Origin of the sequence: Streptomyces durmitorensis (genome assembly GCF_023498005.1) — a bacterium.
GTDB lineage: Bacteria > Actinomycetota > Actinomycetes > Streptomycetales > Streptomycetaceae > Streptomyces > Streptomyces durmitorensis.
On record NZ_CP097289.1, the window covers coordinates 6,413,883 to 6,435,487 of the forward strand.

Annotated in this window: 17 protein-coding genes and 3 tRNA genes; 11 read left to right on the forward strand and 9 right to left on the reverse strand. The window is 71.8% G+C overall.

Translation table 11 applies throughout. The features are described from left to right. Positions 1-34 precede the first annotated feature (34 nt). Positions 35-337: a YtxH domain-containing protein gene (locus tag M4V62_RS28585; RefSeq protein ID WP_249590069.1), complete on the reverse strand. Its 303-nt coding sequence runs from the start codon at positions 335-337 to the stop codon at positions 35-37. Between the two features lie 179 nt (positions 338-516). On the opposite strand from M4V62_RS28585, the gene M4V62_RS28590 reads away from it, so the two are divergent. The 5 genes from M4V62_RS28590 to M4V62_RS28610 all read left to right on the forward strand — a co-directional run bounded on the left by M4V62_RS28590 (position 517) and on the right by M4V62_RS28610 (position 1,938). Further along, positions 517-589: transfer RNA gene (locus M4V62_RS28590), tRNA-Asn, on the forward strand. A 5-nt stretch (positions 590-594) separates the two neighbouring features. Next, positions 595-667: transfer RNA gene (locus M4V62_RS28595), tRNA-Asn, on the forward strand. Positions 668-842: 175 nt separating this feature from the next. Next, positions 843-916, forward strand: a tRNA-Ile gene (locus M4V62_RS28600). 384 nt (positions 917-1,300) lie between these two features. Next, positions 1,301-1,534 (forward strand): type II toxin-antitoxin system VapB family antitoxin, encoded by a 234-nt coding sequence (locus tag M4V62_RS28605; protein ID WP_249590070.1) that lies wholly within the window; start codon positions 1,301-1,303, stop codon positions 1,532-1,534. Next, positions 1,531-1,938 (forward strand): PIN domain nuclease, encoded by a 408-nt coding sequence (locus tag M4V62_RS28610; RefSeq protein ID WP_249590071.1) that lies wholly within the window; start codon positions 1,531-1,533, stop codon positions 1,936-1,938. Before M4V62_RS28605 ends, M4V62_RS28610 begins: the two co-directional genes overlap by 4 nt. Positions 1,939-2,221: 283 nt before the next feature. Here the strand turns inward: M4V62_RS28610 and M4V62_RS28615 are convergent, their stop codons facing one another. Then, the gene (locus M4V62_RS28615; RefSeq protein WP_249590072.1) at positions 2,222-2,782 is read right to left on the reverse strand and encodes a TetR/AcrR family transcriptional regulator; all 561 of its coding nucleotides are present in this window, start codon (positions 2,780-2,782) and stop codon (positions 2,222-2,224) included. Between the two features lie 131 nt (positions 2,783-2,913). On the opposite strand from M4V62_RS28615, the gene M4V62_RS28620 reads away from it, so the two are divergent. The 4 genes from M4V62_RS28620 (at position 2,914) to M4V62_RS28635 (ending at position 5,566) form a co-directional block, all read left to right on the forward strand. Beyond that, positions 2,914-3,606 (forward strand): SDR family oxidoreductase, encoded by a 693-nt coding sequence (locus M4V62_RS28620; protein ID WP_249590073.1) that lies wholly within the window; start codon positions 2,914-2,916, stop codon positions 3,604-3,606. Positions 3,607-3,885: 279 nt separating this feature from the next. After that, complete coding sequence (locus tag M4V62_RS28625; protein ID WP_249590074.1) at positions 3,886-4,911, forward strand: NADP-dependent oxidoreductase; 1,026 nt, start codon at positions 3,886-3,888, stop codon at positions 4,909-4,911. Between the two features lie 27 nt (positions 4,912-4,938). Continuing rightward, positions 4,939-5,265 carry a CocE/NonD family hydrolase C-terminal non-catalytic domain-containing protein gene (locus M4V62_RS28630; protein WP_249590075.1) on the forward strand — a complete coding sequence of 109 codons (327 nt, stop codon included), beginning with the start codon at positions 4,939-4,941 and terminating at the stop codon, positions 5,263-5,265. A 67-nt stretch (positions 5,266-5,332) separates the two neighbouring features. Beyond that, complete coding sequence (locus M4V62_RS28635; RefSeq protein WP_249590076.1) at positions 5,333-5,566, forward strand: hypothetical protein; 234 nt, start codon at positions 5,333-5,335, stop codon at positions 5,564-5,566. Positions 5,567-5,572: 6 nt separating this feature from the next. Here M4V62_RS28635 and M4V62_RS28640 read toward each other — a convergent pair whose 3' ends face one another. The 3 genes from M4V62_RS28640 to M4V62_RS28650 are packed head-to-tail and all read right to left on the reverse strand — an operon-like array spanning position 5,573 to position 8,523. Next, on the reverse strand, positions 5,573-7,171 hold the full coding sequence (locus tag M4V62_RS28640) for a GAF domain-containing protein (protein WP_249590077.1): 1,599 nt from the start codon (positions 7,169-7,171) through the stop codon (positions 5,573-5,575). Beyond that, on the reverse strand, positions 7,168-7,434 hold the full coding sequence (locus tag M4V62_RS28645) for a CBU_0592 family membrane protein (protein ID WP_249590078.1): 267 nt from the start codon (positions 7,432-7,434) through the stop codon (positions 7,168-7,170). Before M4V62_RS28645 ends, M4V62_RS28640 begins: the two co-directional genes overlap by 4 nt. Before the next feature lie 51 nt (positions 7,435-7,485). Next, the gene (locus M4V62_RS28650; protein ID WP_249590079.1) at positions 7,486-8,523 is read right to left on the reverse strand and encodes a rod shape-determining protein; all 1,038 of its coding nucleotides are present in this window, start codon (positions 8,521-8,523) and stop codon (positions 7,486-7,488) included. Positions 8,524-8,758: 235 nt separating this feature from the next. Here M4V62_RS28650 and M4V62_RS28655 point away from each other — a divergent pair, with 235 nt between their 5' ends. Further along, entirely contained in the window at positions 8,759-10,036 is a 1,278-nt protein-coding gene (locus M4V62_RS28655; protein WP_249593045.1) for an MFS transporter, read from the forward strand. Between the two features lie 12 nt (positions 10,037-10,048). Here M4V62_RS28655 and M4V62_RS28660 read toward each other — a convergent pair whose 3' ends face one another. The 4 genes from M4V62_RS28660 to M4V62_RS28675 all read right to left on the reverse strand — a co-directional run bounded on the left by M4V62_RS28660 (position 10,049) and on the right by M4V62_RS28675 (position 17,603). Beyond that, positions 10,049-14,200: an SAV_2336 N-terminal domain-related protein gene (locus M4V62_RS28660; protein WP_249590080.1), complete on the reverse strand. Its 4,152-nt coding sequence runs from the start codon at positions 14,198-14,200 to the stop codon at positions 10,049-10,051. Continuing rightward, positions 14,190-15,206 (reverse strand): AAA family ATPase, encoded by a 1,017-nt coding sequence (locus M4V62_RS28665; RefSeq protein ID WP_249590081.1) that lies wholly within the window; start codon positions 15,204-15,206, stop codon positions 14,190-14,192. Before M4V62_RS28665 ends, M4V62_RS28660 begins: the two co-directional genes overlap by 11 nt. Positions 15,207-15,304: 98 nt before the next feature. Further along, positions 15,305-17,278: a VMAP-C domain-containing protein gene (locus M4V62_RS28670; RefSeq protein ID WP_283779170.1), complete on the reverse strand. Its 1,974-nt coding sequence runs from the start codon at positions 17,276-17,278 to the stop codon at positions 15,305-15,307. Next, positions 17,235-17,603, reverse strand: coding sequence for a CU044_2847 family protein (locus M4V62_RS28675; protein ID WP_249590083.1), 369 nt, complete (start codon positions 17,601-17,603; stop codon positions 17,235-17,237). The genes M4V62_RS28670 and M4V62_RS28675 overlap by 44 nt, the downstream gene beginning before the upstream one ends. A gap of 233 nt (positions 17,604-17,836) precedes the next feature. On the opposite strand from M4V62_RS28675, the gene M4V62_RS28680 reads away from it, so the two are divergent. Further along, complete coding sequence (locus M4V62_RS28680) at positions 17,837-21,556, forward strand: S8 family serine peptidase (RefSeq protein ID WP_249590084.1); 3,720 nt, start codon at positions 17,837-17,839, stop codon at positions 21,554-21,556. Positions 21,557-21,605: the final 49 nt, after the last annotated feature.

The following is a 21,605-nucleotide window of genomic DNA, read 5'->3' on the forward strand; positions in this document are numbered from 1 at the left end:
TCTGCCGTACCTCAGCTCCCAGGAGCGGTCCCGGCTACGTATTACTGGTGCCCCAGTCGTCCTCGCCGCCGCCCTGGCCGCGCTCGCGCAGCGACCGCACCCGGTCGGCCACCGAGTCGGGAACCCGGTCCCCCACCTTCTCGGACACGGAGTGGAAGGCCTTGCCCGCCACGTCGCGTCCCTGCTGCGTCGCAGACTCCACGGTGTTGCGCACGGCCGGGTTCTGCGCGAACTCACGAGCGGACTTCTTCAGCTTCTCGTAGCGCTCACGTCCGGCCCGCGTACCGAGCACGTACCCGAGAGCCACTCCAGCCACGAATGTGAGCCGGTAGCGCATGGCTGCCACCCTTCCCTTGCGTCGGCGTCGAGCGTCTGTCGCCCGTCTGCTGCTCTGCGTCGGCGGTGGGGGGATACCGATTGGCGGAGCACCCCCCTGCTTGCGCTAATGTATGTGTCGCAGCGACCGCCCGCCGCCTGGAGAGTTCCCAGGTAGCTGCGTTCGATGCAACGAGACGATCCCCTGTAGCTCAATTGGCAGAGCAGCCGGCTGTTAACCGGCAGGTTACTGGTTCGAGTCCAGTCGGGGGAGCTCGGTCTCCTGTAGCTCAATTGGCAGAGCAGCCGGCTGTTAACCGGCAGGTTACTGGTTCGAGTCCAGTCGGGAGAGCTGTGAGAAGGACCCTTGAGATTGCCCTCAAGGGTCCTTTTTCGTGCCTGGTGGAACCATGAGGGCGGCCTTGCGGTCCTCATGGTCGAGCGATGCCGACCATCCGAAGCAGGAGATCGTATGAGCGGCTATGCTGCGGCAGACGGCGCGCACAAATGTGCGCGACGCGCCGTTAGGGGCGGTAGCTCAGCCGGTTAGAGCAGCGGACTCATAATCCGTCGGCCGTGGGTTCGAGTCCCACCCGCCCCACCGAAGCGCTGGGGCGCAGGAACGATTCCACCTGCGTCAACAGCGCAAACCTCTGGGTGCGTCTCATCGGGGTGACGTTCGAGTGATCGCTAGCTGGCTCCCTGCCGGCCCGAAGGCTAAGGATCAAGGGCGCTCAGCGGGCGTAGTCCCCGTATGGATCCTCAATTTCATGGCGCCTGTTTCTGATCAGCGGGGGAGCGGGCGGCGGCGAGTGCCCGCAGGTCGCGCACGATGGTTACCGCCAGGGGTGTGGTGTCCGTAGTTTGCGGTTGCCTCTCGGCGGTCGGGTCGCGCCTACTTCGTGCGTGATAGGCCCCCGCCAGGCAATGTTGGTGATGTATCGTAGTTATGTACATCGTGGACGCGTGGTGAGGAGTGGCTGGTATGTCTGTTACTCAGGTTGATCTCGATGACGAGGCGCTGGCCGAGGCGATGCGGCTCATGGGTGTCTCGACGAAGAAAGAGACGGTCAACGGGGCTCTGCGGGACTACGTGGCGCGCATCAAGCGGCTGGAGGCCGCCGAAAAGCTGGCCGCGCGAGGTGAGCGGGGCGAGTTCGAGGCCGCGGCTGCGGCGCATGCAGCTGCCAAGCGCGCCCGGCAGGCAGCCTTCGAGTGATCACCTACCTCCTCGACACCTCCGCCCTCTGGCACCTCTTCCGCACGCCGGGGGCGTTGCTGCCCTGGGAAGGGCACATCGCCGCGGGCGTGTTCCATATCTGCGAACCCACGCGGGCGGAGTTCCTCTACTCGGCCACCAGCCCGGCCCACCGCGACGAGTTGGCCGAAGAACTGGATGCTCTCTGCCAGTTCTCACCGGTTCCCAAGAACGCGTGGCGCTGGGTGGAGACCGCGCAGTACAAGCTCACCCAGCAAGGGCAGCACCGCGCCGCCGGAGCGATCGATCTCTTGGTGTGTGCGACAGCGACCCATCACGGTCACACGGTGCTCCACGTAGACAACGACTTCGCCACAGTGGCGGCGGCACTCAAGGAATTGCAGCAGCGGGACGTACGCGCTTGACGCTGTCCAGAGGGGGCACCTGGGACTTTGTTGGGCGGTCGCGTCGGGCGTGGCGGGGCAGGCCGGGTGCGTGACATCCGGGAGCAGATCGCAGTCTTGTTGACACGTTGATGTCGGCTGCGCAATTACCACTTCACGGGCGTGTGGCCCGGAACTGACCGATGACTGACGCACAGTGAAGCCGATGCGCCAGGCGCCGGCCTTCTCCCGTCACCTCCGCCCGGCCGTGGGCGCCCGGCGCCACGAGTGCGCTCGACGGGCACCCGTCGTACCGCGCCCTTGATCAGCCGGTTTCCGTCAAGGCTGCGTGCGCGGCGGCGAGGATCTCTTCGGAGAGCGGGGAGCCCTTGGTGGCCCGGGACAGGACCAGCGCGCCGAAAAGGGTGCAGAGGCGCGCGATGCCGTCCTGGTCGTCGGTGGCGAGGAAATCGGCAAAGTCGGCCACGCCCTGGGTGTAGACGCGACCGGCCTCGCGCCCCCGGCCTTCGCGCGCGATGTCGGTGGCGAGCGCGGCGACCGGGCAGCCGTCCGCCGGGCCGTCGCGGTGCTCGACGGAGAGGTAGGTGTCGATCAGCGCCTGTTGGGCGGCCTCGCGCTGCCCGTCGTGCTGCTCAAGCCCGGCGCTGTAGCGCTGGGCGAGTTCGGTGAAGGCGTGGGTGGTGGCCTCGTCGACCAGCGCCTCCTTGGAGGCGAACTGCTTGTAGAAGCCGCCGTGGGTCAGACCGGCCGCCTTCATCAGGTCGGTGACGCTGACGTGCGTGCCCTGCTCGCGGAACAGGCGGGATGCTGTGTCCACCACCCGCCTGCGATTTTCCTCCGCCTGTGCCTGCGATACGCGGCCCATGACCACCTCCCACGTGAACCTCAGCCTTTTTGGATGTCGACTGGCATCTATCATAGTCCCGTGTTTAGATTGGATGCATAATCTAATTCGCTGCGGGTGGCCGACGGTGCCCGCCAGGACCAGGAGCCAGCATGGAACTGAAGAACGCGGTCGCGGTCGTCACCGGCGCCAACCGGGGGCTTGGGCGGCACTTGGCCGCTCAGCTCGTGGAGCGCGGGGCGAAGGTGTACGGCGCGGCCCGACGCCCCGAGACGGTCGATGTGCCGGGCGTCGTCCCGCTGCGGCTTGACGTCACGGACGAGGCGTCGATACAGGAGGCCGCCCGCGTGGCGTCCGACGCGACACTGCTGATCAACAACGCGGGCATCTCCACCGGCGCGACGCTGGTCGGCGGCGATCTGGAAGCGGTGCGCCGGGAGATGGAGACCAACTTCTTCGGCCCGCTCGCCGCGACCCGCGCCTTCGCCCCGGTCATCGAGGGCAACGGTGGCGGCGCCGTACTCAACGTCCTGTCCGCCCTGTCCTGGTTCCACCCGGCCGGGCTCGGCTCCTACGCGGCTTCGAAGGCAGCCGCTTGGGCGCTGAGCGACGCGACCCGTGAGGAGCTGGCACCGCGCGGGATCACCGTCTCGGCGCTGCACGTCGGTTACATGGACACCGACATGGCCGCCGGCGTGCCCGCCGATCAGAAGGTCGCCGCCGTCGACGTCGCGGCCCAGGCGCTGTACGGCATCGAGACCGGCCTGCCCGAGATCCTCGCCGACGAGACCAGCCGGTACGTCAAGCAGAGCCTGTCCGCGGCACCCCAGCCGAACGCGGACTGACGCTCGCCCCTGCACCCCGGCGCGACGCCTTCTCACCCCTCATGCAAGGACATCTCATGCGTCAACTGACCGGGAGGCTGATCTCCGCCGACCGCATGATCGCCCCGGTCGTGCCCGTGGCTTGAGGGGTGAACGCGGCACAGGGCACGGCACGCCCGCGCCGCAGTCGGCAAACAACACAAACCAGATCGAGAAGTACGGCGGCCGTCCGGGATGCGCGCCGCCGAGATACGCCGCCGAGACACCCGACCCCCAGAAACGCTTTGCCAGGAGTGCTCCATGAAGGCCTTCGTCCTCGAGAGGTACGGCTCCCCCTTGCGGGAGGTCGAGATGCCCGTACCGGTCCCCGCCCCCCATGAGGTGCTCGTGCGCATGGTCGCGTCGGGCGTCAACCATGCCGACGAGCGGGTCCGCTCCGGCGAGTTCAAGGCGATCTTCCCGTTCCGGCTGCCCAAAGTCATGGGCGGTGAGCTCTCCGGCGAGGTCGTCGAGACCGGCTCCGCGGTACGCGACATCGCCGTGGGCGACCACGTGTACGGCTATGTCGACTTGGCGGCCACGGGCACCTTCTCCGAGTTCGTCGCGGTCGACGCCGCCACGATGGCACCCGTACCCCGGTCGGTGAGCCTGGTCGAGGCCGCGGGGCTGCCAGTCGTCGCGCTCACGGCCTGGCAGGCCCTCGTCGAGATGGGCAAGGTGAAGAAGGGCCAGACCGTCCTCATCCATGGCGGGACCGGTGGCGTGGGATCGGTCGCGATCCAGCTCGCCAGGCACCTGGGCTGCACCGTCGCCACCACCGTCTCGACGGCGAACATCGAAGCCGCCCGAGAGCTCGGTGCCGACATCGTCATCGACTACCGCCGCGACGACCTCGCGCGGAGCCTCGCGAACACGCCCGTCGACCTCGTCCTCGACACCCAGGGCGGAGCCACGCTGCAAGCTTCCCTCGGTGTGCTGCGCCCCGGCGGCACCGTCATCGGCATCACGGGCCCGCCCGACCCGGCCTTCGCGCGGCGCGTCGGCGTCAACCCCGTCGTCCGGCTCGCCGTCCGAGCCCTGAGTGCCCGTACCCGACGCCGGGCACGCGCGCTCGGGGTCACCTACAGATTCCTGTTCATCACGCCCGACAGCGCCGCGCTGCGCCAGGTCGCCGGGCTGGTCGACGACGGGGTGCTGCGCCCGGTCATCGACCGGGCGCTCCCTTTCGGCCAGACCCCGCGGGCTCTCGCCGAGGCGCTCGCCGGCGGCACCCGCGGCAAGGTCCTGGTCACCACCGACCCGAAAGCGGTGACCAACCATGGCTGAATCCGTAGTCCGCCCGCGTCCGACCACATGGGTCACGGCGCCCAACCGCCGCATCGTCGTGACATCACCGCCAAGCCCGTCGATGTGTTCCCCGACGGCCGCGCGATCAACCTGTGCGACGGAATACTGCGGCTGCGCTACCGCAACAGCCTGTCCGAGCCCGAGCTGATGACCCCCGGCGAGGTCTACGAAGTCACCGTTCCCATGTCGGTCACCTCGAACGTCTTCCTGTTCGGTCATCGACCGCTGACCGAACAAGGGACTGCCCCAGGCACAGCGCTGACCTCCCCGCCCGCCTCTCCGCGGCGACGTGCGAGCTTCAGCTGCGGGATCCGGGGCAGCAGGGCCTCATGAAGATATTGATCGTCCTGGTGGTCATCGGCCTCGCCGCAGCTTGGTACATGCAGTCACGGAAGCGTCGTTGAGCGCGCAGGCCGGGTCCACGGCTGCCGCGCCCGTGGTCGTGCATCCGCCGTCGGGCACCGGAGGCCGCCGTGTGACGGTCCGTGGACAGATCTTCGGCCTCGCGCACGCGGACGCCGACGTGGTCGAGTTCCTGCGTCAGGCGGGGCTGCCGGACGCCGGGGGGCTTCTCGACGATCCGGCGTGGGTGATGTGGCGCGGTGGCCGTGCCCACCAGTACGAGGCGGCCTAGGGCGGTCTAGAGAGGGGCCTGCCAGGTGGTGGTCGTGCCCGATCCGACGCCGTCCGTCGTGCCGTCGTCGTAGACCGTCAGGCGCACCCCCGTCCGGCCGTCCGGCAGCGTCGCCCGTGCGTCCACCGCCACCTCGATGCGGGTGACGTCGGGGCGGCGTGACGCGGTGGCCAGTGCGCGGCGCAGGGCGGCGAGGAGGTGACCCGCCGCCGGGTCCGTGACGCGGGCGTCGACGGCGCCGGTGAAGTGCACCGAGGGCTGTACGCCGACGACCGCCGCCGCGCCCGCCGTCTCGCGCAGCACCTTGCCGCGGAACGTGGTCGGGGCGTCGGCGGGCGGCTGCTGGAGCGCGAAGATCGCCGTACGGACCTCCTGGATGGTGGACTCCAGCTCGTCCACGGCCTGGTCGAGCGTCGACTCGACCTGGGGCGAGCGGTCCCTGCTCCGCGTCGACTCCAGCATCATTCCGGTGGCGAAGAGCCGCTGGACGACGAGGTCGTGCAGATCGCGGGCGATGCGGTCACGGTCCTCGAACACCGCGAGGCGCTGCCGGCTCTGCTGGGCGTCCGCCAGGACGAGGGCGAGCGCGGCCTGCGAGGCGAACTGGGTGGCGAGCAGCCGCTCCACGGAGGTGTAGGCGCGCTCGCCCCTGCGGCGCGGCAGCGCGAGCGTCCCGATGAGCCGGCCGCCCGCCTGCAGCGGCAGCATCAGGCTCGGCCCGAAGTTGGACCGCACGTGCGTGGTCATCCGGGGATCGGTCGCTGAGTCCTCGATGAACACCGGCTCGCCCCCGAGCAGTTGCTCAAGCACCGCGCTGCCGGGCTCGATGGTGGTGCCGATGAGGTCGTCCTGGAGGTCGTGCGGATGGGCCGGGGTCCCGCTCGCGGGCTCGGCGGCCTCCTCCTCCGTGGCCGCAGCGACGATCCGCATGCCGCCCTGCTCCGTGGGCTGAAGGATCACCCCCGCGGAGGCGTTCGCGAGGATCCGGGCCTGCTCGGCGACCGTCATCAGCGCGTCGGCCGCCGGTTCGCCGGTGAGCAGGGCCGTGGTGACCGCGGCCGCGCCGTCGATCCACCGCTCCCGCTGTCTGGCCGCCTCGTACAGGCGGGCGTTGCCGATCGCGATCCCCGCCTGGCTCGCGAGGATGCGGAGCAGTTGCAGGTCCTCGTCCGTGAAGCGGCCCTCGCGCTTCTCGGTGAGGTAGAGATTGCCGAACGCCTCGTCGTGGACGTGCACCGGGACGCCCAGGAAGCTGTGCATCTCCGGGTGGCCCGGCGGTACCCCGCACGAGCGCGGGTCCGTGGTGAGGTCGTCCAGGAGCAGCGGCCTCGGCTCGCGGATCAGGGTGCCGAGGAGCCCTGAGTGGCCGTCGGGCAGGGGGCCGATGCGGTCCCGCTCGGCCTGGGTCAGGCCCGCCGTGAACAGATCGGTCAGCTTGCCGTGCCCGGGGTCGATGACGCCGAGCGCGCCGTACCGCGCACCGGTCAGCTCGGCCGCGCTCTGAACGATGTGCTGGAGCGTGGCGTGCAGTTCGAGGTCCGAGCCGACGCCGAGCACCGCGTCCAGGAGGGGGACAAGGGGGAGGGGCAGGTCGTCGCCGTTCATCGGGCCCGGCCGCCCGTGTCCCTGCCGAGGCCGCTGCCCCGCGCCTTCGTGACCAGGCTCAGCGACGAGACCACCATCCACGCACCCTCCAGGAGCAGAAATCCCCACTGCCGTTCATAGAGAGCATCGCCCGCGGTGAGCCCCGACCCGACGAAGTTCAGCCAGAGGTAGGACCAGGTGCCCGTGCCGAGCCTGCCCGCCTGGGCGAGGACGAAGGCGAGCAGGATCAGCGCGGAGCCGATCAGCTGCACGGTCATCGACATACGGGCGCACTTCCGCGGGGTGGTGCCGGGATCAGCGGGGGAGGGCCGGGATCAGCCGGACAGCGGGTCGAGGACCAGAGGCTGGATCTTGCCCTCCAGCATCGCCCCGAGCCCGAGCACGGCACACACGTCGGGCCGCTCGGCGATCGCCACCGGCATCCCCGTCGCGTCCCGCAGCATCTGGTCGAGCCCCGGGAGCAGCGCGCTGCCGCCGACCATCATGATCCCGCGGTCGGCCAGGTCGGCCACCAGATCGGGCGGGCAGTCCCGCAGCACCTTGCCGATGCCGTCGAGCACGGCGGTGAGCGGGGTGTGGATCGCGTCGCGGACGGCGGCGGTGTCGACGTGCACCGAGCGGGCCAGCCCCGTGGCGACGTCGCGGCCGTGGATCTCGGTCGACTCGGGACCGTGCGGCGTGAGGCCGTTGCCGCGCAGGGCCAGCTGAAGGGGGCGTACCGACTGGCTCGGCAGCATCAGCTCGTGGTGGTGGCGCAGGTGCTGGACGATCGCGTGGTCGATGGCCTCGCCGCCGACCGGGATCCGCTGGGCGGTGACGATCGAACCGAGCGACAACACCGCGACCTGGGTGGTCGCGGCACCGCACACCAGGATCATGGTCGCTTCCGGCCGCTCCACGGGAAGCCCGCAGCCGACCGCGGCCGCGATCAGCGTGTCCACCAGCTCGACCCTGCGTGCCCCGAGCCCGACCATCGTCTCGACGGCGGCGCGCTGGGCCAGGGGGTCCGCGTCGTGCGGCGTGCAGGCGGCGGCGCGCAGGCGCGGCTTGCGGCGCAGGGTGCGGCGGAGCTTCTCGCCGAGGAGGTGGCGCAGCATGCGCTGGGCCATCTCGATGTCGACGACGGTGCCGCCGGAGACCGGCCGTACGACCCGGATGTAGCCCGGCGTACGTCCCGTCATCTGCTCGGCGAACTGGCCGACCGCGATGAGCGCGCCCGTCCGCGTGTTCACGGCGGCGGCGCTCGGTTCGTCGACGACGAGACCCGCGCCCTTCACGAACACCCGGGTCCTCGCGGCCCCGAGGTCGACGGCGATGTGGCAGCGGCGCAACTGCTCCAGACTGACGGTCATGGCAGATCCTCCCGAGAGCGCAGACCGTACGGACCGTCGGACGACGGTCCCATCTCGCATCGTGCGGTGGCCGCGGGCGGCGCGCGCGTTGGGCTGAGCCGGGCGGGGTGCCGCCGTACGGGTGGTCTTGATCGCATCTCGGGCGGCGCAGTTAGCATCCCGTGTGACGCATACGCCCCCGGAAGAAGACGAAGCCGACGGCCCCCGGATACCCGAAGCCGCCGGCGACCCCCCGCTGTCCCCGCTACCAGTGGAGCCCCAAGGGCCCGTCACGAAAAGGCGGATACTCGCCGATCTGACGCCTTTGCGTACGTCCGTCGACTACCGCCGTCTCTGGGTCGGCAACACGATCTCCTGGACCGGCCAGGCGATGACCGCCCTCGCGGTCTCCCTCCAGGTCTACGACATCACGCACTCCAGCTTCTCCGTCGGCCTGGTGGGGCTCTTCTCCCTGGTCCCTCTGGTGGTCTTCGGCCTGTACGGGGGCGCGATCGCGGACACGGTGGACCGGCGGAAGCTGGGCCTCTACTCGTCGATCGGCTCCTGCGGGCTCTCCGTCGCGCTCGCCGTGGTCGCGTTCGCGGGCTTCCACCACGTGTGGTTCCTGTACTCCGTGGTCGCGTTGCAGGCGGTCTGCGGGGCGCTGAACTCGCCGGCGCGCTCGTCGATGATCCCGCGGCTCCTGCCGCCGGAGCAGCTGCCCGCGGCCAACGCCCTGTCCTCGATCACGACGACAGGGGGCACGATGCTCGGCCCCATGCTGGGCGGACTCGTCGTCGGCCTGTGGGGCTATCAGGCGGCGTACACGGTGGACGCGGTGGCCTTCTCCGCGGCGCTGTACGCGATGTGGCGGCTGCCGGCGATGCGGCCCGAGGGAGCGGAGGAGGGGGTTCGCAGGAAGCGGGCCTCGGTGCTCGAAGGGCTGCGGTTCCTGGCCACGCGGCCGAACCTGCGGATGACGTTCTTCACGGACATGTGCGCGATGGTGCTCGCGCACCCCAGGGCGCTGTTCCCCGCGGTGGCGGTGGTGTGGTTCGGGGGCGACGCGAAGTCGGTGGGCCTGCTGGTCGCGGCTCCCGCGGTGGGGGCGCTCCTTGGCAGCGTGTTCTCCGGGTGGCTGGGGCGGATCCGGCGGCACGGCCTCGCGATCCTCCTCGCGGTCGCCGGCTGGGGGACGGCCATCGCCGTCTTCGGCCTCACGCGGAACCTGTGGCTCGGGCTGTTCTTCCTCGCGCTCGCGGGCTGTGCGGACACCATCTCGATGGTGTTCCGCAGCACGATGTTGCAGGCGGCGGTGCCGGACGAGATGCGGGGGCGGCTCCAAGGGGTCTTCATCGTGGTGGTGGCGGGCGGGCCTCGCCTCGGGGACTTCGTCGCGGGGTCGGTGGGGGATCTGGCGTCGCCCGGGTGGGCGGTGGTGGGCGGTGGGGTCGCGTGTGTCGTCGCTGTGGGGCTTCTGGCGCTGAAGTGGCGGAGGTTCGCCCGGTACGACGCGAGGGCGCCGGAGGCGTAGCCGCGCGGGAGTTCACCGGTCGTGGAGCAGGTCGACGAGCAGCGACAGATCGCTCACCGTCGTCCGCGCCCCGGCGGCGGCGAGGCGCTCGCGGGCCGTTCGGCTCGGTGCGTACCCGATGAAGGCGATCCGCAGGCTCCGGGCGGCGGCCGCCTCCGCTGCTGAGGAACCGACCATGACGCACCGGTCCGCCCGGGTGCCCAACTGCTCCACCGCGCGGCGCGGACAGTCGGGGTCAGGCATCAGGAGGGTGAGATCCGGCGTACGGCCGTGGATCCCGGCTCCGGGGAGGTGGAGCCCCTTGGCGCCCAGGTACGCCGTCACGGCGCGCGGCGAGGTGTCGGTGACGATGGCCAGGCGGAGGGTCTCCTCGGGCCTGGCCAGGGTGTGCAGGAGGTTCGCGACGTGGGGCGGCGGCTTCGCGGTGAGCGCGGCCTGCATCTCGATCTCCTCAAGCCGCGTGTGCAGCTCCTGGGAGAGCGTGCCGCGCCCGGCGAAGGCGCGCAGCACGTCCATGGGGTGGATGCGGCCCGCCGTGCCGCCCGCCGGGCGGGGCTCGGACAGGAGGGGGGTGCCGGCCAGCGCGTCCTCGGGGTCCCGCTGATCGGCGATCAGGGCGGTGAGGGCGCCGGCGGCGTGGCGGGCGGACTGTGCCGAGTAGAGCTGGGCGAGGGTTCCGTCGAAGCAGAGGAGGACGGATTCGACGGAGCTGGGCACTGGGGCGGGGGGCGGCTCGGTGGTGACCTCGCAGTACCAGTCGTCGGACTGCGGCACCGCCTGGAACCGGTGTCGCAGGTGGCCCGAGCGGTTGAGCCGCTCGTGCAGGTCGCTGGAGACGATCACGACGGCGCGCCTGCTGTCGCGCCCGAGCAGATGGCGCAGCCCGGAGGGGAACGTGGGCGCCGAGACCGTCGGGTCCGGCTCGTGGGTGAGGGCGACCCCGAGCCCGAGCACGGGGAAGGCGCCCAGGGCGGCCGGGAGTTCGTCGACCGTCGCGGTCAGCACGTGCAGGACGTGCACCTCGGGGTCCACGACCACCTCCCAGCCATGCGGACCGGCGCGCATCTCGAACCGGTCGGGGCCGATGCCGCCCCGGATGAGGAGGTGGGAGATCTCCCGGCCCAGTTTCTGCCGTACGTCCTCCTGGCGTCCCGCCGGGCGGGCCAGGTACTCGAAGGTGATGCTGGTCGACGGGGTGACCGGCTGGTCGTCCGCGGTCTCCCGGTGGACACCGAGGTCGTCCAGCTGGTCGCTGGGCAGTTCCTCGTGGGGGACCAGCTCCTCGTCCTCGGTGTGGGGGAACTCGCGGAGCAGCTCGTCGAGTTCGGCCTGCTCCTGCTCGGTCGCGCCGAGCTCGCGGTTCAGCTCCAGGTGTGTCTGGAGGAGGGACTGCCGCAGGCGGCCGATGTCGGCGCGGGCGGCGACGGCCGCCGGGCCGGGGACGCCGTCCAGGGGGGTGCCGCGCCACAGCTCCAGGGCGGAGTTGACCAGCTCGCGGGCGCGGGTGAAGTCACCGGCGAAGCGGGCGTCCTGGGCCTCGGCGGCGAGCCGCTGGCAGTGGAACAGGTCGACGACGTCGGGGCCGGACGGCAGCGGCAGGGCGTAGCCGACGTCGTCGGCTACCAGGGGGTCGGGGGCCAGGATGTTGGCGAGGAGGTGGGCACAGTTGCGCAGGTCGCCTTCCGCGCGTGGGGAGATGGTCGGGCCCCAGATTCCCTCGGTCAGTTCGGCGTACGGCACGGTCCGGCCACGCTTGAGCAGGAGCATGCACACCAACGCCTGCTGCTCCGGCTCCTCGACGGTGAGGAGGTGGCCCTGCCGGGTGACGCGGAGAGGACCGAGGACGGAGTAGAAGCGGGAGCGGTCCACAGGGGAGGTGAGGTGGATGAGTCGGCCGAGGCCGCGGCTCTGGACGTCCGGGCTGCCGGAACGCAGTTCCTGGACGGCCGAAGTCAGCGTGTCCTTGATCGTGCTCGCCCGGAGATCCCCTGCCTGGGGATACGGGCTCATCTGGGCGACCAGGTCGGCGAGTGCGATGAGGTTGGCCCGGCGATCCGGCTCGTGGAGTGTGTCGTCGGCGAAGTCGGCGGCCAGGACCAGGCCGCGGGACGTGACGATGACGTGCGACGCGAGGAGCGTCCGGAGCGTCAGCCCGCCGTCGTTCAGTGCCTTGACAGCAGCCGCCAACTGCGGGAGCACGGTCAGGAGGTGGGAGACACGGAGGCCGGACCGGTACTGCGAGAGAAGAGACTGCAGGCCGGCACCCGGCACGAACTCCGTGACCAGGTAAGGCATCGGGCGACCGGACGTGCGGTCGATGCCGTGGTCGACGACGGGCGCCACGTTCTCGTGACGGAACTCGACGAGCCGGTCCCCCCACTCCGAGGCGTGCGGCCGCAACTCCGGGTACTGCTTCACCACCACGGTGCTCCCAGGCAGGCGGACGTCCTCTGCCCGCCAAGTGCCGTTGTTCCGCCCGATCTGTTCCAGCAGCCGGTACCGGCCGCCGAACAGCCCGGCCTCCGCACCCCCGCCCAACTGCCGCGCACTCTCCCGCGTGACCGTCGCGAACGGCTCGCCCACCGGAGTCCGCGGCCCGGCGCCTCCGCCAGCGGAAGGCGCCACCGCCCGCAGCACCCCCGGCGCCACCCCCGCCCGCTCGTCGATCAGCCCGCCCACCCGGGCCAGCAGCTCCCGCGTACGCCCCCGCGCGGTACGCGGCAGTGTACGCAGCAGCAACTCCCTTACTTCGGGCCGGAATGCGTACGCCCCGGCGCCCCCGCCCGAAGCCAGCATCCCGCTCAGGATCACCTCCGCCAGATGCTGCGGCCGCGGACGCTCCTCCACCGCCGCCTGGACGAGCCGCATCACCGGCAACTGCGGCTCGCCCACCGCCAGATGGCCCGCCAGGCGGAACGCCTCGGGTGAGGCCGTGGAGCGGAAGCGCAGTACGAGGCCCTCGGGGGTGAGGTCCGTGATGTCCGAGGCGTCGGCGTCGAGGGACGGGGGAGGCGGGGCGTGGTCCAGCCACCCCACCGCCCCCGGCAGCAGCCCCCCACCCGCGTCCGCCACCAGCGCGGCCCAGTGCGACAGCCACGTACCGGAGGGTTCGAGGACCGGGACCGGTACCGCCCCGGCGGGCGGTGGCCCGTCCGGACCGTCGGCGGCGTACGGCGTGAAGGTGAGGGCGCCGGAAGGTGCCGCGGGGTGCGGGGAGGAAAGCGTCCCCGGGGTCGTGGGCAGAGCCGTGGTGCGCCAGAGGCGTTCCGGGAGTGGCTGGATCACAGCCACCGGCATCTGTGCCGCCCAGCGGCGCAGCGTGCGGTACCAGCGAGTGCCCGCATCGCCCTGCCGCCACTGCGGGCCCATGCAGTCGCTGATCACGAGGGTGACCGTGCGGCCCGTGGCGGGCGCGTGGGCCGCCTGGGGCGGGACCGTCCCGTCCGGCTCCGCGCGGTGCAGCTCCACCGTGCGGAAGATGCCGGACTGGGCGAGCGCCGTGTGGAGTTCGTGGACCAGGGGGCGCCAGATCGGCATGGTCGGGCCCGTGTCGTGCACCAGGCACAGGCGCAGCCAGCGCTCGTCGGCGGGGCGCAGGACCGGCAGCCAGCTTCGCGGGTGGCCGCCCAGGCGGGCGATGCGGTGGGCCGTGGCCTCCTCGTCGATGACCTGGCCCACCGGGGAGGGGACGCGGCGCTTCAGGGGGCGCAGGGCGCGTTGCAGGGTGAGGGGGTGCGTCACCATCGGCGGGACGGGGACCCGGACAGGGGTGTGGCCGGACCCGGCTCGTGAGCCGGGGGTGCTCGGCGGGCTCCCCGGCCCGGCCGATGCCGTCGAGGCGCCCGCGCCCGCGCCCGTGTCCGCGTTCACGCCCGCCGGGGTGGGCAGCCGAAGCTCTACCCGGTCGTCCGGCGGGGGTGGAGGAGCCGGTTCGGCCGCGGGGTCCGGCGGTGACGGGCTCACCGGCCGCGGTGTGGGTGGCGTCAGCGGCAGGGCGGCGGAGGCGTCCTGCGGTGCCGGTGCGTCATCGTCCATCTGGCCCGCCAGCCACAGCAGTTCGGCCAGCTCGATCGATGTCGGGCGTGAGCCGTCCGCCGCCTCCGCCAGGAGATCGGCCAGCCGCGCGACAGGGCCCCGGGGCGCGGCAGAGTCGTCAGAGCGCATCGGGGCCCGGATCCGCCGCCTGCGTCAGATACGGCATCAGCTGCCGCGCGAGCTCGTCCCGCGAGGCCGTGTCGATGCCCGCCGCGCCGGTCAGGTAGATCGCGTTGAGGAGTTGGTCGGTGGCCAGCTCGCCGCCCGTGCCGCGTTCCAGGAAGCGGGCGATGAGGGTGCGGGCGTAGGCGTCGGGCTCGCCGAGGTGGGCCCTGACGATCTCCTCCAGGTGCTCGTCGCGCGGCTGGCGCAGCCGCAGCGTGACGCAGCGGCGCAGGAACGCGGGCGGGAACTCGCGCTCGCCGTTGCTGGTGAGGACGACGAAGGGGAAGGCCCGGCAGCGCACCCGGCCGCGCTCGACGGTCACCGGGTCGTCCGAACCGTCGGCCAGGAGGTCCGCCCTGGGGGTGTGCTTGGCGATCCGTACCAGCTCGGGGATCTCGTACTGGCCCTCCTCCAGGATGTTCAGGAGGTCGTTGGGCAGGTCCAGGTCGCTCTTGTCGATCTCGTCGATGAGGAGGGCGCGGGGGCGGTCGTAGGGGAGGAGCGCGGTGCCCAGCGGGCCGAGGCGGAGGTGGTCCTCGACGCCCGCGCCGTCCCGCGGCGCCCTCGCCTTCGGGGAGCGGCCCGCCGCGTACAGGCGGGAGAGCGGGTCGTACTGGTAGAGGCCGTCGTGCAGGGCGCTGCGGCTCGTGATGTTCCAGCGCAGGACCGGGCCGAGTCCCAACTCCCGTGCCACCGCGTACGCCAGGCTCGACTTGCCGCTGCCCGGAGGGCCCGTCACCAGGAGCGGGCGCCGCAAGTACAGGGCGGCGTTGACCAGTTGGACGCAGGTCTCCGTGGCCCGGTAGGTGTGCGCGCGGTGCACGCGGTCCGGGGAGGTCGCCGAGCCGTCGTCCGTGGGGGTCTGAAGGACCGGGCCGCCGTCGAAGGCGCGCCAGGGCGGGGGCGGAGGCAGCCGGGTGATCCCGTCGTGGGGCTCGTTCGTGCCGGTGTAGACGGGCCACAGGGACATGATCGGGCCTCTCCGTTTCCTTGAGTCGGTCTCGTGCGTTGGTCTCGTGCGTCGGTCTTGTGCGTCGGTCTCGTGTGTCGGGTGTGCGTACGCCGGGCTCAGGCGACGGGGGAGTGGCGGTGGGCCGCGGGTGCGTCGGGGAAGCAGCGCGGGTCGTCCCAGAGGAGCTGGACGTCCCTCGCCCAGTGCGTGTCCGGCTCGTCCGACGCCTCGGCGCTCTCCCTCAACGTCAGGATGGTGCGGGGCAGTTCGGCCGGTGGGTGGCCATCGACGTGGGCGGCCATGCGGTCGAGGAAGTCGGAGCCCGCGCAGCCCTCGTCGGTCGTGTGGTGGTCGGAGTCGTCGCAGCCCGTGCGCGGCCACACGAGCACCGGCACCGGCGCGGTGAGCGAGACGTCGAAGTGCGTCACGTCGGCGTCGGGCCCGGCGCGCCCGGCGCGTGGCGGCGCCGCGAACCCCGCCAGATCCGCGCCGTCGCGCCGCAGCCGGAACCTCAGCTTGTTCGGCTTCTCCTGGGTGCCGCACTCGACGCGGTGCAGGACGGTCGTGGGGCGCTCGTCCAGGTGCTCCCACTTGCGGGCGAGGCGGTGGCGCAGACCGCCCTTGCGGCGCGACCGGTCGGTCACGACCAGGGGGTACGAGCAGCCGAGCGGGGTCGGGTCGTCCGCGCCGCACTCCCACTGGGCCACCGGCCAGTTGAGCAGCGCGCGGGGCAGCACGAAGGCCAGCAACTCGTCCGTACCAGGGGTGAGATGGGAGAAGGCGTCGTCGACGCGCTCCTGGACGTACCGCCGGACGTGTCCGGCGGCCACGGTGTGCGAGCCGACGGGGTGGCGCAGGCCCTCGCGGTACGCGGACACCTCGACCAGGAGCTGGTCGTCGCCCGCGCCGCTGTGGTCGATCTCGATGAGGATGGGGGACCAGACGGGTAACTCCCGGGGCTCTCCGGGCTCACCGGGTTCACCGGATGCACCTGGCTCACCGCACTCGCCGGGCGGCGACGGTGCGGGCGTCGCGGGCGCTTCGAGCAGGCCCGCGAGGCGGTCGGCGAGGCGCGTCACCGCGTCCGGCTCCTCGACCTCCGAGAGTACGTACCAGGCCGCCGACCAGAGCGAGCCGAAGCCCTCCGGCGGCACGGGCGGTCCGAACGGACCCACCGCGTCGCGGTACAGCCGCTCCGGGTCGCGGGCGACGCCGGTGCCCGCGGCCCGGTCCACCAGGGCGCGCAGCCGTTCCTTCGCCGCCCGGTGGTGGCCGGGGGTGGGGACCAGGTCGCCGAGCGGGGGCCAGTAGCGGGCCATGACGGAGGTGGGCAGCATGCGTCCGTTGCGTACGCCGCTGGTCGCGCGGGTGGCCGCCGACACCATGCCCACGACCCGGTTGCTGTCCGCGAGGGTGACCGCCGCGCCGCTGAACCCCGGGGCCAGGGGCTGCCCGTGGGCGCTCCACGCCTCCAGCTGGACCCACTCGTCGGCGATCCGCTGGGCGGCGGTGGCGCGGTACTCGGCGAGGGTGCCCTCGCGGTAGCCCTTGGGGAATCCGTAGACGAGGAGCCGGGGGCGCGGTTCGGCGTACGCGTCCTCCGGGGCCGCGAACTCGGCGGGCCGCACCGGCACCGCGTGCTCCAGCTCCAGGACGGCGAGGTCGCCGAGGTCGTCACCGCGCCCGTCCCAGCCGCCGTGCGCGCCGACGGCGGCGGTCACCTCGCCGAGGTCGTCGCGGTGCGGGAAGGAGACGGTGACGGGCGCGGTGCCGCTGCCGCGGACGACGTGCGCACAGGTCAGGACGTGCCGCTCGGACACCAGGAACCCGGCCCCGACCTCGCTCCCGCACCGGATGCGGGCATGCCACGATGCGCTGTTCATGGGGTGGGAGTGGGTGCGGGTGGTGTGTGCTGCGGTGCTGGTCCGTCTTGGGGGCGGGGCCGTGCCGGTATGTCCGTCCTCGCCATCGTCCGGTGGCCGTGGGGTTGCTGCGGCGGGGGAGTGTCGGGAGCCGTGCTCCGGGCGGACATACCGGCACGTCCCCTCATGAGCGCTGCCGACCGCGGGTCGCGTCGGCTTCGGAGGCAGCCGCCTCCGGCCCGTCCGGGGTCCACGCGAGGCGTACCACCAGGTGGCCCTCCGCCGTGCCCTTCACGATCACCGCCCCTGCCTCCGCCGACATCCGCACGCCGAACTCGATCTCCACCGAGTCCGGGCGCAGGCTGCCGTCGCGGAACACCCGCAGTGCCGACTCGGCGGCGGCGCGTGCCCCGGCGAGTGACTCCTCGAAGGTGCGGACCGCACGGGAGGGGCCTTCGCCGCGGGAGATGAGGTGCGAGCCGTGCGTGTCCTCCACGTCCGCCATGACGACGTGCGCGCCGTCGTCGGTCGTGAACTCCACCAGATCGTCCATCAACGCCCCCGTCGTGCCCGTGCCTCACCGCTTGCCAACTGCATTGTCGCGGAAGGTCCTTGCGGCTGTCATCCGAGTCCCGGGTAACGGAGCCGTACGTGTGGGGCTGGCGGGAAGGTGCCCTGGCGGTTTCCCGCCAGCACCCGTCAACACCCCGGCAACACAAGCCCCCCGACACTCTTCGCAGCACCCGGGAACCACCCCCGCCCGGGTCCGACGAAGAGAGGGCACCCATGACCCGATCCCCCGCGTGGCGAAGAGCGAGGCTGCTGCCGGCCGTCGGCCTCGCGTTCGCGCTGCTGCCGGCAGGGCAGGCCGCCACCGCGGCTCCTTCCGGCGTGCCGCAGGCCACCCCCGCGGCCCGCGCCGCCCACACGGTCACCCTGGTGACCGGCGACAAGGTCACCGTCACGGAACTCGGCGGCGGCAAGAAGACCGTCACCGTCGACCGGCCCGCAGGGGCCACCGGAGCGGTGCGCAGCGAGATCGCGGGCGACCGCATCACCGTCGTACCGGACGAGGCGCGGCCCTATCTGAGCGCGGGCACCCTCGACAAGCGGCTCTTCGACGTGACGGAGCTGATGCGCCAGGGGCTCGGGGACGAGAAGGGCGGCGCGCTGCCGCTCATCGTCACGTACGACAAGAGCGCGCGGCGCGACGCGGGCGCTGCGACGCCCCGCGGCGCCGACAAGGTGCGCGCGCTGCCGAGCGTGGGCGGTGTGGCGGTGAAGGCCGACGGGCCCGGGGCGTTCTGGCGTGACGTGACGTCGGATTCCTCGAAGTCATCGGGGGCCAGGGCTGGTTCGGGCTCCGGTCGCCTTGCCGACGGCATCGGCAAGATCTGGCTCGACGGCCGGGTCGAGGCCGACATGGCGCAGAGCAACGAGCAGATCGGCACCCCCGAGGCCTGGGAGGCCGGGCTCACCGGCAAGGGCGTGAAGGTCGCCGTCCTCGACACGGGTGTTGATCTCTCCCACCCCGGTCTCAAGGATCGCGTGGACGTCACGAAGAGCTTCATCCCGGGCGAGGAGGTCGCCGACCGCAACGGCCACGGCACCCATGTGACCTCGACCGTCGGCGGCAGCGGCGCCGAGTCCGAGGCCGACAAGGAGAAGGGCGTGGCGCCCGGCGCCGCACTCTCCGTCGGCAAGGTGCTCAGCGACGAGGGCTCCGGCAGCGAGTCGCAGATCATCGCCGGAATGGAGTGGGCGGCCAAGGACGTCGGCGCCAAGGTCGTGTCGATGAGCCTCGGTTCGCAGGAGGCGAGCGACGGCACCGACCCGATGGCCGCCGCCGTCAACACCCTCTCCAAGGACACCGGCGCCCTCTTCGTCATCGCCGCGGGCAACACCGGCGCCCCCTCCTCGATCGGCTCGCCCGGCGCCGCAGACTCCGCGCTGACCATCGGCGCCGTCGACTCCGCCGACCGGGCCGCGTACTTCACCAGCCAGGGCCCGCGCATCGGGGACCAGGCACTCAAGCCCGACCTGTCGGCGCCGGGCGTGGACATCCTCGCCGCCCGCTCGCAGCTCGTCGACGGCGAGGGCTTCTACACCGAGATGAGCGGTACGTCGATGGCGACCCCGCACGTCGCGGGCGTGGCCGCCCTGCTCGCCGAGAAGCACCCGGACTGGAGCGGTGCGCGCCTCAAGGACGCGCTGATGTCGACCTCCGAGCAACTGGACGCTTCCGCCTATGAGTTGGGCGCCGGTCGCGTCAGTGTGCCCGATGCCGTCGACGCGCAGGTCACCGCGAGCGGGAGCGCCGACCTCGGCTTCTACTCCTGGCCGTACGGGGACAACAAGCCCGTCACGAAGACGGTGACCTACACCAACTCATCCGATGCGGCGGTGGAGTTGAGCCTCGCCGCCGAAGGCGCGGCGGAGGGTGTCGCCACCCTCGCCGACAAGACGCTCACCGTGCCCGCGCACGGCACCGCGTCGACCACGGTCACGGGTGACGGCGCGAAGGCGCCCGTCGGCAACACCAGTGGCCGCATCGTCGCGAGCGCCGCCGGGAAGCCGGTCGCGCACACCGCGTTCGGGCTGGTCAAGGAGGAGGAGCGGTACACGCTCACCGTCCACGTGAAGGACCGTGACGGCGCGGCGACCGGAGCCGGCCTGGTGTTCCAGCGCCTCGCCGAGCAGGTCGACCCCGTCCAGGCGCAGGTCGGTGAATCCGGCACCCTTGAGCTGCGTCTGAAGCCGGGAACGTACGCCCTCTCCTCTTTCCTCGACGTGCGCGGCAGCAAGGGCAAGGACTCCCTCGGCCTCGGCTTCCTCGCCGCGCCCGAGATCGTCCTCGACCAGGATCGTGAAGTCACCCTGGACGGCCGCACGTTGCGCGAGGTCGGGGTGGACGTCGGCAAGCGGACGGAGACCCGCCAGCTCCTGATGGAGTACGACCGGAAGGCGAACGGCGCCGAGCTGATGGGCGCGGTCCAGGTGCCCGTCAAGTACGACAGCATCTTCGCCGCACCCACCGCCAAGGTGTCCGACGGCAGCTTCGAGTACCGCACCGTCTGGCGCCTGGGCAAGCCGACCCTGGACGTGAAGGGCCTCGGCCAGGTGGTCGCGCAGCCCGGCGGCACGGTGACCGACGGCCGGAGCAAGCTGCGGATCGTGGATGCGGGCGGCGGCACGGCGGCCGACTACGCGGGCAAGGACGTGCAGGGCAAGGCCGTCGTCGTGCGGCGGTCCGCCGCATCGGATGTGACGCCTGATCAGCTCGGTCAGGCGGCTCAGGACGCGGGCGTCAAGGCCCTGTTCGTGACCGACGACGTGCCAGGGCGGCTCAACGCGTGGTTCGGCACCGACGACAACGCGGACCGGCCGCTTCAGATCGGCACGGTCGACGCGGCGGACGGCGCGCGGCTGCTCGCGGCGGCGAAGGCGGGGAAGTCGGTGGAGACCACCGCGACGTCGCGCACGCCGTACGTCTACGACGTGTCGGAGGGCCACAAGGGGGCGGTGCCCAGGGATCTGACGTACGAGCCGTCGAAGCGTGAACTCGCGGTCCTGGACACGAAGTTCCACGCGGTGAAGCCGGTGGCGGGCGGCGAGTTCCGCTATTCGCTGACGGACACCTTCACCGTCGGGATCGGCTTCCAGGAGAAGATCGACTACCCGGTCGAGCGGACGGACTACGCCTCCACGGGCACGGGCCAGCTCTGGCACGAGTCGGTGTCGGTCGGGCCCGGCGCGCTGGAGGAGCGGAGCGGTCTGGTCAGTTACCGGGGCGGCAGGCACGGCGAGCTGGACTGGTTCAAGCCCGTGTGGCACCCGTGGCTGGGGACGGGCCTGGGCTGGGGGCAGCAGCGCTACGGGAACACGCTGGAGTTCAACGTGCCCGGGTGGGGTGACTCCGGTCCCGATCACACCGGGTTCGGCGACGTGTGGAACGACGACTCGATGACGCAGTTCACCGAGGTGTACGCGGACGGCGAGCTGGTCGACCGGCGGCAGAGTTCGGGTGCGTACGTGTGGGACGCGAGCCCGGCGCTGACGACGTACAAGGTCGTGACGGACACGACGCTGGATCCCGATCGGTGGAGGCTCGCCACGAAGGGCCACTCGGAGTGGACCTTCGAGTCGAAGGAGACGGCGGGCGACCGCAAGACCTTCCTGCCCCTGCTGAACCTCGGGTTCGACGTGGACACGGACCTCGCGGGTGATGTCCGGGGCGGGCGGTCCGTGGACATCGGGATCTTCTCCGAGTATGTCGAGGGAGCGGTGGAGAAGGGGTCCATCGGCGGCGGCAAGCTGGAGGTCTCGTACGACGACGGGAAGAGCTGGAAGGGCGTCGGCCTGGACCGGGACGGCAGTAAGGCTGCCTGGGACGGGAAGCTGAAGGTGCCCGCCTCCGCCGAGTTCATCTCGCTGCGGGCCTCGGCGAGTGATGACCGGGGCGGGGCGGTGACGCAGGACATCGTGCGGGCGGTGGGGGTGCGGTAGCGGACCGGCTCTGCTCGCTCCCTACACGGGGACGTAATCAGAGCGTTAC